This window comes from Streptomyces sp. NPDC006512 (assembly GCF_040611935.1).
In the GTDB taxonomy this organism is placed as follows: domain Bacteria; phylum Actinomycetota; class Actinomycetes; order Streptomycetales; family Streptomycetaceae; genus Streptomyces.
The window spans coordinates 124,085-134,798 of record NZ_JBEXPG010000020.1 but is presented as its reverse complement, the minus strand read 5'-3'; the positions used below and the strand labels follow the sequence as shown (position 1 = coordinate 134,798).

The 10,714-nt window shown below is 73.4% G+C and carries 11 protein-coding genes; 4 read left to right on the top strand and 7 right to left on the bottom strand.

Going from position 1 to position 10,714, the window contains the following annotated elements:
- Together ABZZ17_RS16515 and ABZZ17_RS16510 are read left to right on the top strand one after the other, a co-directional pair.
- A partial coding sequence (locus ABZZ17_RS16515) for an adenosylhomocysteinase (protein WP_356876468.1) occupies positions 1–366 on the top strand: 366 nt, incomplete at its 5' end.
- Positions 363–1,037 carry a maleylpyruvate isomerase family mycothiol-dependent enzyme gene (locus ABZZ17_RS16510; RefSeq protein ID WP_356876476.1) on the top strand — a complete coding sequence of 225 codons (675 nt, stop codon included), beginning with the start codon at positions 363–365 and terminating at the stop codon, positions 1,035–1,037. The genes ABZZ17_RS16515 and ABZZ17_RS16510, both read left to right, overlap by 4 nt.
- A gap of 79 nt (positions 1,038–1,116) precedes the next feature.
- Here ABZZ17_RS16510 and ABZZ17_RS16505 read toward each other — a convergent pair whose 3' ends face one another.
- The gene (locus ABZZ17_RS16505; protein WP_356876466.1) at positions 1,117–1,860 is read right to left on the bottom strand and encodes a PIG-L deacetylase family protein; all 744 of its coding nucleotides are present in this window, start codon (positions 1,858–1,860) and stop codon (positions 1,117–1,119) included.
- A gap of 282 nt (positions 1,861–2,142) precedes the next feature.
- Here ABZZ17_RS16505 and ABZZ17_RS16500 point away from each other — a divergent pair, with 282 nt between their 5' ends.
- Positions 2,143–3,717 carry a class I tRNA ligase family protein gene (locus ABZZ17_RS16500; protein ID WP_356876464.1) on the top strand — a complete coding sequence of 525 codons (1,575 nt, stop codon included), beginning with the start codon at positions 2,143–2,145 and terminating at the stop codon, positions 3,715–3,717.
- A gap of 162 nt (positions 3,718–3,879) precedes the next feature.
- Entirely contained in the window at positions 3,880–5,196 is a 1,317-nt protein-coding gene (gene mshA, locus ABZZ17_RS16495; protein WP_356876474.1) for a D-inositol-3-phosphate glycosyltransferase, read from the top strand.
- Between the two features lie 496 nt (positions 5,197–5,692).
- Here the strand turns inward: mshA and ABZZ17_RS16490 are convergent, their stop codons facing one another.
- The 6 genes from ABZZ17_RS16490 to ABZZ17_RS16465 form a co-directional block, all read right to left on the bottom strand.
- The gene (locus ABZZ17_RS16490; protein ID WP_356876462.1) at positions 5,693–6,745 is read right to left on the bottom strand and encodes a helix-turn-helix transcriptional regulator; all 1,053 of its coding nucleotides are present in this window, start codon (positions 6,743–6,745) and stop codon (positions 5,693–5,695) included.
- A 234-nt stretch (positions 6,746–6,979) separates the two neighbouring features.
- On the bottom strand, positions 6,980–7,417 hold the full coding sequence (locus ABZZ17_RS16485) for a transcriptional repressor (protein WP_356876460.1): 438 nt from the start codon (positions 7,415–7,417) through the stop codon (positions 6,980–6,982).
- Positions 7,418–7,530: 113 nt separating this feature from the next.
- The gene (locus ABZZ17_RS16480; protein ID WP_356876458.1) at positions 7,531–8,439 is read right to left on the bottom strand and encodes a class I SAM-dependent methyltransferase; all 909 of its coding nucleotides are present in this window, start codon (positions 8,437–8,439) and stop codon (positions 7,531–7,533) included.
- Between the two features lie 298 nt (positions 8,440–8,737).
- Complete coding sequence (locus tag ABZZ17_RS16475) at positions 8,738–9,217, bottom strand: GNAT family N-acetyltransferase (protein WP_356876456.1); 480 nt, start codon at positions 9,215–9,217, stop codon at positions 8,738–8,740.
- A 131-nt stretch (positions 9,218–9,348) separates the two neighbouring features.
- Complete coding sequence (locus tag ABZZ17_RS16470; RefSeq protein WP_356876454.1) at positions 9,349–10,254, bottom strand: M56 family metallopeptidase; 906 nt, start codon at positions 10,252–10,254, stop codon at positions 9,349–9,351.
- Positions 10,251–10,646, bottom strand: coding sequence for a BlaI/MecI/CopY family transcriptional regulator (locus ABZZ17_RS16465; RefSeq protein ID WP_356876452.1), 396 nt, complete (start codon positions 10,644–10,646; stop codon positions 10,251–10,253). The genes ABZZ17_RS16470 and ABZZ17_RS16465 overlap by 4 nt, the downstream gene beginning before the upstream one ends.
- Positions 10,647–10,714 lie beyond the last annotated feature (68 nt).

Here is a 10,714-nt window from a genome sequence, read left to right as displayed (position 1 = left end):
AAGATCGACGGGATCGTCAAGGACGAGGTCAAGCCCCAGGTCCACACCTGGAAGTTCCCCGACGGCAAGGTCCTCATCGTCCTGTCCGAGGGCCGCCTCCTCAACCTGGGCAACGCGACCGGCCACCCGTCGTTCGTGATGTCGAACTCCTTCGCGGACCAGACCCTGGCCCAGATCGAGCTCTTCACCAAGCCGTCGGAGTACCCGACCGACGTCTACGTGCTGCCCAAGCACCTCGACGAGAAGGTCGCCCGACTCCACCTCGACGCCCTCGGCGTCAAGCTCACCACCCTGCGCCCCGAGCAGGCCGCCTACATCGGCGTCAAGGTCGAGGGCCCGTACAAGCCCGACCACTACCGCTACTGACCGCCGTGGAGACCGCCGACGAAGTACGCGATCCCTGGCTACCGGACCTGCTGCTGCGCACCGAACGGGACGCGCTGATACCACTGTTGCGCCGCACGCCCGAGGCCTCGTACGGGCTGCGCACCGCGTGCCCCGGCTGGACCGCCCGGGACGTCCTCGCCCACTGCGCGGCCGCCCTCGTACGGATCGTCGAAGGCCGGCTGGAGGAAGGGGTCTTCCTCCCCGCCGCCAACGCCGCCGACGTGGCCGAGCGCGCGGACTGGCCGGTGCCCCGGATCGTGGACGAGCTGGAACGCGGGCTCAGCGAAGCGGGCGCGGCCATCGCCGCGGGCGACGGCACGCTGGACGCGGTGGCACTGGGGGAGTGGATCCACGCGGGCGACGTCCGGGAGGCGTTCGGGGCGCCGGGGGCGTACGCCGGGGACAGCCTGGCGCTCGCCCTGCCCCTGCTCCGCACCGCCAGCCGCAGGCGGGAGACGCCGCGCCTGCTCGCCGACATCGACGGGCACGCGGGACCGCTGGTCCTCGGCAACGCGGTGCCCGGCCGGCCTCCCGCCCGGTTCGGCGGGGACGCGGCGACGCTGATCCGCCTCTACTCGGGCCGTCCGCTGGTCGCGACCCGCTACGAACTGGCGGGCGCGGCCGAGGAGGAACTGCTCATCTACCGGTGACCCCGGAAAACGGCCGGGCCGGGTCCCGTTCCGCCCACCGCGGCGGAGTCGGACCCGGCCCGGCCGCGGGCGCGTCCGCTCAGTCGATGCGCACGACCTGGAAGGCCTCCGCCATCCTTCCCGCGGGCAGCCCCGCCGACCGCGCGTGCTCACCGAGCCAGTTCCGCAACAGGCCCGCCAGGTCGTCGAAGTGGGCGGTCTGCGAGGTGTGGATGCGCAGGGCCTCCACCTTGCGGTCGAACACGGGGGTGACGTCGACGTACCGGTTCGGCGTGGGGCCCGTCATCAGCCACAGCTCCGGAACGATCCACGGCTCCAGGCCCTCCTCCTTGAGGAGGGACGGGTGCGCGAACGGATTGCGGGCCTCGGGATAGACGGCGCGCAGGGCGGCGTCTCCCACCGCACGGTGGTCGGGGTGCAGGTCGGCGATCCGCGCCCAGTTGATCTCCGGGCTCGGGATGATCGCGCGTTGCGGGCGGACCTCCCGGATCACCCGGCACAGGTCGCGGCGCAGCTCCACGCTCGACTCGACGTAGCTGTCGGGGTAGCCGAGGAAGCGGACGTCGTCGACGCCGCTGCGCTTGGCCGAGTGGACCTGTTCTGCGCGGCGGAGGTCGCCCATGGCCTGGCGCGGCAGCATCTCGTCGTAGCCGCCGGCGCCGCCGTCCGTGACGATGCAGTACGTCACCCGCGTCGTGCCCTGCGCGATCCACCGCATGACCGTCCCGCTGACGCAGAACTCGATGTCGTCCGGATGCGCGGCCACGACCAGCAGGGATTCCGGGGCGCTGAGGTCTGTGCGGTCGGTCGCGAAGTGATCCATGAGATCAGCGTGTTGGGCGCGGCGGCGGGCCGCAAGGCGGCCCCTCTGGCGTACTCGCGACATGTCATCTCTACGCCACGGCCCCGCCTTCCTGGCGTTTCCACGCAACGGCGTGAACGCGCAAGCCCGAACCAGACCGTACGGTTCGTTTCTCTGTCAGGCTTTGTATGGGCACCCCGTTCTCCCCTTCCCCTCCCGCCGGAGCGCGGAGCGGGGAGGGCGTCCGCCCCTTCCGTTTCGAGCCTCGCTGCGTACTTCGCACCACAGCGTCAAGGAGGTCCCATGAGCACCCCCGTATGGATCACCGCGACCCCGCCGGCCACCCACGGCGAACTTCACGTCGGCCATCTCGCGGGACCTTACGTCGCGGCGGACGTGCTGTCCCGGTACCTGCGGGCCGAGGGCGAACCCGTCCTGTTCACCACCGGTACCGCCGACCACACCAGCTCCGTCCACGTGCGGGCGCTCCGCGCCGGCCGCAAGCCGGAGGAGGTCGCCGAGGGCTACCGGGAAGCGATCACCGCCGACTGGCTGCGCTCGGGCGTCGAGTTCGACCACATCGTGCGCCCGCGCCAGGACAAGGGCTACGGCCGCTGGCTGGCCGACCTCTTCCGGCGGCTCCACGCGGAAGGCGTCATCGCCGCCCGCACCCGCCTGACGCCGTACTGCGAACCCTGCGGGCGCTGGCTCCACGGAGCGCACGTCACCGGCTCCTGCCCGCACTGCTCGGCCGCCAGCGACGGCGGCATGTGCCACGAGTGCGCCCGCCCCAACGACGGCGGCGACCTGCTGGAGCCGCGCTGCGTCCAGTGCGGCTCCCCGGCCGCACCCCGGCGCTGCCGGCGCCTCTACATCCCCCTGGAGCCCCACCGCGAGGCCCTCGCCGCCTACTGGGCCGCCACCGGCCTCCCGCCGCGCCTGGCCGCGCTGTGCGAGTCGCTCGCCGAGGACGGGCTGCCGGACATCGCGGTCTCCCACCCCGCCGGATGGGGGCTCCCCGTCCCCGTCGACGGTTTCCCCGAGCACCGCATCGACGGCTGCTTCGAGGCGGCCGCGATGCAGCTCTTCGGCCACGGCGACCGTCCGTTGCCCGAACGGGCCATCCACTTCTGCGGCTTCGGCCACGCCTTCTGTCACGCCGTCCTGCTGCCGGTGCTGCTCTTCGCCCAGGGGGTCGAGCTGCCGCAGCGCTTCTGCGTCAACGAGGCGTACGTCATCGACGACGAGGCGCTCGTCTGGGGTTCGGGCCAGAAGGCCTGGGCGCTGGACCTGATCACCGAGTACGGCTCGGACACGCTGCGCCGGCACGTCCTCCAGGCCCGGCCCGTGGCCCCCCGGACGGAGTTCCACACCGACCGGCTCGCCGCCGCCCGCCGGGAGCTGGACGAGAGCTGGAACCACTGGCTGTCGCGGCTGTTCACCGCCGTGCGGGACGAGTGCGCGGGACTGGTTCCGGCGGCGCTGCCCGGCGGCACCGGCTGGGAGGTGCTGGAGCGGCGGCTCCTGCGCGGGGTGGAAGACCTGCGCGAGGCCTATTCGCCCGAGGCGTTCGACCCGCGCAGGGCGGTCGCCCTCCTCGACGAGATGGTCCGGTCGGCGTCCGACTTCGGCCACGTCAACGCGCACGAGGCACACCGCCCCACCGCGGGCCGCCGGCACGAGCCGGTGCTGGCGGCGCAGCTGGCCGTGGCCCGCGCGCTCGGCGCCTGGGCGCGGCCCGTGATGCCCGAGGGCGCGGACCGGCTGGCCGCCGCCCTGCGGGTGCCGCCGGGAGGGCCGGTTTCCGCCGAGGTGCTCGCCCCGCCCGCCCCCGGCACCCGGCTGGCGCCGCCCTCGGGACCGGTGTTCGGCTTCTGACCCCGCCGTCCGACCGGACGGCACCACGGCTCACGGCACCACCGCAAGACGGCAAGACGACAGAAACCTCCCTTCGCCGCGTGACCCCGCGCCGGTCGCACGGCGCGCGAGGGTACGCGCGGCCCCTCCCCGTAGGAGCTCCACGTGTCCCTGCGCGTCGCCATGCTCAGCGTCCACACCTCGCCGCTGCACCAGCCCGGCACCGGGGACGCGGGTGGCATGAACGTCTACATGGTCCAGCTCTCCCGAGCCCTCGCCGAACTGGGCGTCGAGGTCGACCTGTTCACCCGCTGCCGCGGCGAGGCCCGCCCCCGCTGGGCCGACCTGGGCCCCGGCGTCCGGCTGCGGCACCTGGAGGCCGGCCCGCGGGCCGCCCTGCCCAAGGAGGACATGCCCGCCCTGGTGGTGCCGTTCTCACTGGCACTGCTCAAGGAGGAACGGCGCTACGACCTGGTCCACTCGCACTACTGGCTCTCCGGGCAGGCAGGCCGCATCGCCGCCGTCGGCTGGCGGGTACCGCTCGTGCACACCGCCCACACCCTCGCCCGGGTCAAGAACGCGGCCCTCGCGGACGGCGACACCCCCGAGCCGCAGTCACGGATCCGCGGCGAGCACCAGGTGGTCGGCTCCGCAGACCGGCTGATCGCCAACAGCGCCGACGAAGCCGTCGCGCTGCGGAACCTCTACGGGGCCGAAGCGCGAAGAACGGAGGTCGTCCGGCCCGGTGTCGACCTGCGCACCTTCGGCCCCGGCCGGGGCCGGGCCGCCGCGCGGGCCCGGCTCGGCATGCCGGCCGACGCGTTCGTCCCCCTGTACGCGGGCCGCATCCAGCCCCTCAAGGGGCCGGACGTGATGGTGCGCGCCGTCGCCGAGCTCCTGAGGGAGGTCCCGGCGCTGCGCCGGCGGACCGTCGTCCCGGTGGTGGGCGGCAACTCGGGGGCCGGGCCGCGCGGCGACGCCTGGGAACTGGCCCGGGAGCTGGGGGTGGCCGACGTACTGCGGCACCACCCGCCGGTGCCGCCGGCGGAGCTGGCCGACTGGTACCGGGCGGCGGACGTCCTGATGGTGCCCTCGCGCAGCGAGTCCTTCGGGCTGGTCGCCCTGGAGGCGCAGGCCTGCGGTACGCCCGTCCTGGCGTCGGCCGTCGGCGGACTGCCCACCGCCGTACGGGACCGGGTGACCGGCATGCTGGTCCGCGGCAACGATCCGCTGGAGTACGCCCGGTGGCTGCGCTGGTTCGCGGAACACCCGCGGGCGGGCGCCGCGATGGGGAGGGCGGCGGTGCGGCACGCCCGGACGATGAGCTGGCAGACCGCGGCCACCCGGACCCTGGAGGTCTACCGGGACGTGCTGCGGGAGGAGAAGCCGGGCCCGGAGACGAATGAGGCAGGAGCGGCGGCACGCCCCTGCCTCGCCGGCGCCTCTCCCCTGGAGGGTCGAGAAGGCCGGAATTCCACACTAGCAGCACTTTTGGGTTGACCAAAGGAGCGCAAGTGTAACGTCTCCATGAACTCCAGCCGGAATGCGCGGAATTGGCACGCAGCCCTGCCCGCCCGCCGGGACTCCAGATCCGCCTCAGGTGCGCTACAGGAAACTGGCCCGGCCGCGGATGCCGTACGACAATGGAGATGTCTTCGACGGAATGCCGGCGGCACGGACCCGCGGAGACGAAATCGGCAATTCACATTCCTGGAGGAAATCATGTCCGCTGCGCACATCACCGGAATGCACGGGAACACCGGACGCTCCGGCCACGCCCACCCGTCCTGTACCGTCACCGCGCGGACGTCGGCCCGGTCGAACGACAACGGCTGGGACTGAACCGCCCGGCCCCTTTCCGCGACAGAGCCTCGTGATCGCCCCCGGCGGCCGCGGGGCTTCTCAATTTGCCCCGACCGGAGTGTTGCGCCGGTATTTCGGGCGGGTCATCCGGAGGGGATGCCGGACGGGGCCTCCGGGGTCGGTGTGGGGTGAATCAATCCAGCCAGCCGAGCCGCTGCGCCCGTACGCCGGCCTCGAATCGGCTCGACGCCCCCATTTCCTGCATCAGTTCGGACAGCATGCGGCTCACCGTCCGCAAGGACACTCCCAGATTCCGGGCGACTTTCTCGTCCTTCATGCCCGAGGCGAGCATCTTGAGCGCGGCCCGCTGCTGCTCGGACAGCCCGTCCCCGCCGAGTTCCGGCGCGACGTCGTCGCCGTACGGTGTGGCCGCGTGCCAACAGTGCTCGTACAGCGCCAGGTAGGAGCGCACGAGGGCGGGCCCGCGGGCGAGGATCGCGCCGGCCGACCGGTCGTCGGGGTGGACGGGCAGCACGGCGAACTGCTGGTCGGCGATGATCATGTTCATCGGGGCGGCGGGCGACAGCCGGATCTCGACCCCGGCCTCGACCCGGCGGCGCAGCATCTCCACCGCCTCCGGCGAGGTGGTGATCCGCTGGTGGTAGATGGCGCGGATGCGCACCCCGTTGTCGATCTGTCTGCGGTCGCGGCTGAGCACGCGGTCCGCGACCTCCCGGACCAGGGCCGTCACGTGCATGGACGTCAGGTCGTGCCGGATGACGTCCGTGATGTCCTCCAGCACCTGCTGGATCCGCCCGTAGTCGTCGATGATCTCCACCTCGACCTCGGAACCGCTCAGCGAACCGGGCCGCAGGAACCTTCCGACCAGCGTCTCCAGCGCACTGTAGGTCCGGTCCGACTCGTCCAGGTGCTCGCGCAGCCGCTCGCGTTCGCGTTGCAGCATCCGCAGCAGGGCGATCTCGGGGTCGACCACGGCGACCGCGTCCGGACCCGGCCGCCAGGCCTCCGACTGGAGATCGGCGCGCGTCGCGTGCGTGCTGTCCGTGGGCACGATGAGACCGAGGTCCATCAGCTCCGCACGCCGGCTCTCGCGCTCCTCGGGCGCCAGCCCCAGTTCCGCGAAGACGTCGTTGAGGTTGGACACCCCGCGCAGGCGCAGCTCCTGATAGAGGGCCAGCACCCTGTCGGCCGACTGGATGCCGTCCCTGCCATCGCCCGTTGCCATCGCGAAGCGACCCCCTCGTCTTACGAATCGACAGTCACACTTTGGCACATGCCGGTGAGGGAGTCCCCGCCCCGCGGAAACGGATGTGACGGGCGTCACAACGCCCGGCCGGGGTGATCGACTCTGCTTCCGGGCGGCCGGGACGGGCCGCCCCGGGGCCGCCCGGAGAGGGCTCGCGGACCCAACTCCCGTGCGGATGCGGCGATGTGGGGCCGGGGGGTGTGAGGGGCCGGGTCAGTCCTGCGCCGCGCCCAGGCAGTCCGGGCACAGCCCCTTGAAGGTGATCTCCGCGTCGCCCATCCGCCAGGCGCGGAGTTCCTCGCCCGCCGGTTCGGGCACCTCGGCCCGTACGTTCTCCACGCGGCCGCAGCGCAGGCAGAGGGCGTGCTGGTGCGGCGGGCCGGAGACCTCGAAGACGGCGGGCAGGCCGGGGCGGTCGAACTTCGCGGCCAGTCCGGTCTCCAGGAAGTGCCGCAGCATCTCGTACACGGCCTGGCTGGTCAGGGTCCCCAGCCGTTCGCGGGCGGCCGCAGTGATGGACTCGACGTCCATGTGCCCGCCCGCCGCCAGCACCTGGAGCACTTCGAGGCGCGGCCCGGTCACGCGCAGACCCACGTCACGGAGGCGCTGGATCACCGCCTCGCGGCCGGTCGACTCCTCCACGACAGCCATCGCTGCGCCACCATCCGTCATCTGGTCCGCTCAAACCTTTGGAGGCATCGTACCTCTTGTCCGCCCCGTGGAACGGGGGAGGGGAGGGCGGATCGGCCCGCGCGGGGCGGAGGTCAGCCGTCGGCCCGGCACACGAGGAGGACGCTCTCGGTCCGCTCGTCCAGGCGGTGGCGCCGACGGCGTTCCACGCGCAGTCCCGCCGCCTCCAGTTCGGCGTCGAGGCGTTCGGGGTCCACGATCCACTTGCGGGTGCTCCGCACGACGCGCTCGGTGCTCAGCTTGCCGGTGCGGACGCAGTGGTAGGTGATGTGCTCGCTCATGCCGTCCAGGTCGAAGACCTGCCGGGCCACGGCCCACTCCTCGACGCCGTCGAAGCGGGGCACCTGGAACGCCCAGGTGCGCACCGGCTCGTCCGACAGCCCCCGCAGCCCGTGCGCCGTGAAGTCGAGGGCGAGCGCACCGCCCGGTTCCAGGTGGGCGGCGATCTCGCGCAGCAGCCCGGGGCGGGCGCCGGGCGGGACGGCCGCGACCGTCGTCCCGGCCAGCAGGGCCAGCCGGTACGTCCGCCGCAACCGCAGTTCCGCGAGATCGGCCCGGGTGGTGACCAGGCGCCGCGACACCTGGGGTCCGATCCGCCGGCCCCAGGCCCGCAGCCGCTCCAGGCAGGCGGCGTCCCGGTCCACGGCCTCGACGGAGAAGCCCTGGCGGGCGAACGGGACGGCCAGTCGGCCCGCTCCCGAGCCGAGGTCCAGGACCGGGCCGCCGCCGCACCGCCGCGCGAGGCTCAGGTAGCGGACGATGTCCGCGCTGTGCGGACCCAGCAGCGCGTCGTACAGCCACGCGTCGTCCTCGGCGGCCGGCGCGGCCGACTCCAGGCCGGGCAGGAACTCCACGGACGCCGGCAGGGCGCTGCCGCCGCAGGGCGGGACGCCGGGGGCCGCGTACGGGAACGGCGGGACCGGTGCGGGCGCGGCGGGCACGACCGGCATGACGGTCAGGGAAGTGCCGCTCGGTGTGTGCATCGCTCCTCCAGGGGCTCGCTCGGTCCGGCCGTCCGGGCGGGGTTCCCGTGCCGCCGGGACCGCGCCGCTGGTGAAATCCTGTCCTGCGGCGCGGGGTCCGGGCCAGAGCGGCGGGCTGCGTGAACACGCGATGGCGTGGATCTGCCACGCCCGCAGGGTGGAGGAAGGACGGCGGGCCGACGACCGGGGCGGGCAGCCGTCGCAGGCGGGCGGCCGTCAGAACGTGCAGCCGTCAGAGCGTGCAGCTGTCGGAACGTGCGGGGCCGTCAGAACGTGCAGCTGTCAGAACGTGCAGCCGTCAGAACGTGCGGCCGAGGCGGACCGGCGTGAGCGCGGTGAACCCGTGATGGGTGAAGAACGGCAGGGCCGGGGCCTGTTCCACGGGCAGCCCGATCCGCTGGGACGTCGCCCCGTGCTCCCGCATCCGTCCGGTGGCCGCCGCCAGCAGCGCCGTGCCGATGCCCTGCCGGCGGTGGGCCGGAGCCGCGCACAGGGCGTAGATCTCGCCTTCGGACGCGACGGGGACGCCGCCCGAGACGGCTCCGACGACGGCGCCGGCCGCGTCGGCCGCCACCAGCCAGCCGAGCCAGCCCGGCGCCCCGCCGGGAATTTCAATTTCCGCTCTTATGCGGGGCAGGGCGCAATGGTCCGACACCAGCCGGCGGGCACGGATTTCACCGAGGAGGTCGCCGTAGTCCCCGCGAATCGCCTCGGCGAGGAGCCGGGATATCGCCGTCGCGTCACCGGGCGCTGCCGTCCGCACGTCAGCCAGCAGCATTTGTTCCGCACCTCTCGCCGTACCGGTCCTGAGCCCGCACGCGCCCAGAATAGCGGGCAATTCGAGTGGTCGGGGGCGAGGCGAAATCTACGAATTGGCTTAGTAAATAGCCGGGTTGAGGGGAGCCGCTATCACGTCCAACAACAGGCGACGATCGTGGGAACGATCACCGACACCGCCGCGGTCACCGCGAGCAGCCCGCGCAGCACCGCGTGCCCCACCCGGTGCGGGGTCAGGATGCGGTGCATCCGCACCGCCGCCGACGGGCCGCCCGCCGCGAACGCCCGGCGGGGCGCGCGTCCGGCCGCCAGCGCGTAGAGGGCCGTGGCCAGCGAGTCCCGGGAACAGCCGCGCAGCGCCCGGTCGTCGGCTGCCATCTCCAGGAGCAGCGGCACGGCCTGCCCGCCGATCCGGGCCAGCGGCAGCCGGCGGAAGACGGTCGAGTACGCCCCGGCCGCGGCGACCAGCAGGTGGTGCCGGCCGGCGATGTGGGCCCGCTCGTGCGCGAGGGCGGCGGCCAGCTCCTGTTCCGAGAGGACCTCCGCCGCCCCCGAGGAGATCACGACCCGGCGCGAACGCCCCGGCAGGCAGTACACCGCGGGCCGCGCGTCGTCCAGTACCGTCACGCCGAGCTCCGCGTCGTACCGGCCGACCAGCCGCAGCAGTTCGGCGTGCCGGCCGCGGGCCCGGCGCGCCCGCACGAGCTCCCGTACGAAACCGGTGCCGGGCAGCGCCAGTACCGCGAGTGCCGACGCGGCGGCGAGGAGCTCGCGCGCCGTCCCGTCCGCCAGCCGGCGCGGCGAGGGCGGGCTGAGGGTCAGGGCCGCGTCGATCAGCCGGTGACTGGTCTCCGCGGGGAGCAGCAGCTGCGCGGGCAGGATCGCCGTCGACAGCGCGAAGACGGCCCCGCACGCGATCCACACGGCCAGGCCCAGCCGGGGCACCTGCTGGGCCCAGCGGGCGCGGAGCAGCATCCAGGGGATCAGCAGGCCCGTGACCAGGACGAGTCCGAGGGGCGGCAGGACGTGGTGGTTCACCGGCCGCCTCCGGTGGGGCCGGCGGGGCGGTCGGGCCGGGCGGCGCGCAGGGCGTCGTCCAGCGCCTCGACGTCCTCGTGGGACATGCGCTCCACGAACCGGAGCAAGGTGGCCCTGCGGTCCTGGCTGTCGCCGAGGGCGTCCTGCATGAGCGCCGCGGTGTACTCCTCGCGGCTGCGGACCGCCTGGTAGATCCAGGCCCGGCCGGACTTCTCGCGGCTCAGCCAGCCCTTGCGGTACAGGATGTCGGCCACGGTCATGACGGTGGTGTAGGCGACCTTGCGGCCCCGGTTTATGTCGTCGACGATCTCGCGGACGGAGGCGGGGCGTTCCCACTGCCACACCCGGTCCATGATCTCGGCCTCCAGCTCTCCCAGCCGGCGTACGCGCATCCCTCTCGGCCCCTCCCGCTCGCGAGCGGCTCATGGTACGGCCAGCCCCCGCGGCGGGCGCATACCCC

Excerpts from the sequence above, each read along its gene's own strand:
- ABZZ17_RS16500 (WP_356876464.1), top strand. The coding sequence starts at position 2,143 with ATGAGCACCCCCGTATGGATCACCGCGACCCCGCCGGCCACCCACGGC.
- ABZZ17_RS16475 (WP_356876456.1), bottom strand. The coding sequence starts at position 9,217 with ATGCTGCTGGCTGACGTGCGGACGGCAGCGCCCGGTGACGCGACGGCG.
- ABZZ17_RS16480 (WP_356876458.1), bottom strand. The coding sequence starts at position 8,439 with ATGCACACACCGAGCGGCACTTCCCTGACCGTCATGCCGGTCGTGCCC.
- mshA (WP_356876474.1), top strand. The coding sequence starts at position 3,880 with ATGCTCAGCGTCCACACCTCGCCGCTGCACCAGCCCGGCACCGGGGAC.
- ABZZ17_RS16485 (WP_356876460.1), bottom strand. The coding sequence starts at position 7,417 with ATGGCTGTCGTGGAGGAGTCGACCGGCCGCGAGGCGGTGATCCAGCGC.
- ABZZ17_RS16490 (WP_356876462.1), bottom strand. The coding sequence starts at position 6,745 with ATGGCAACGGGCGATGGCAGGGACGGCATCCAGTCGGCCGACAGGGTG.
- ABZZ17_RS16505 (WP_356876466.1), bottom strand. The coding sequence starts at position 1,860 with ATGGATCACTTCGCGACCGACCGCACAGACCTCAGCGCCCCGGAATCC.
- ABZZ17_RS16465 (WP_356876452.1), bottom strand. The coding sequence starts at position 10,646 with ATGCGCGTACGCCGGCTGGGAGAGCTGGAGGCCGAGATCATGGACCGG.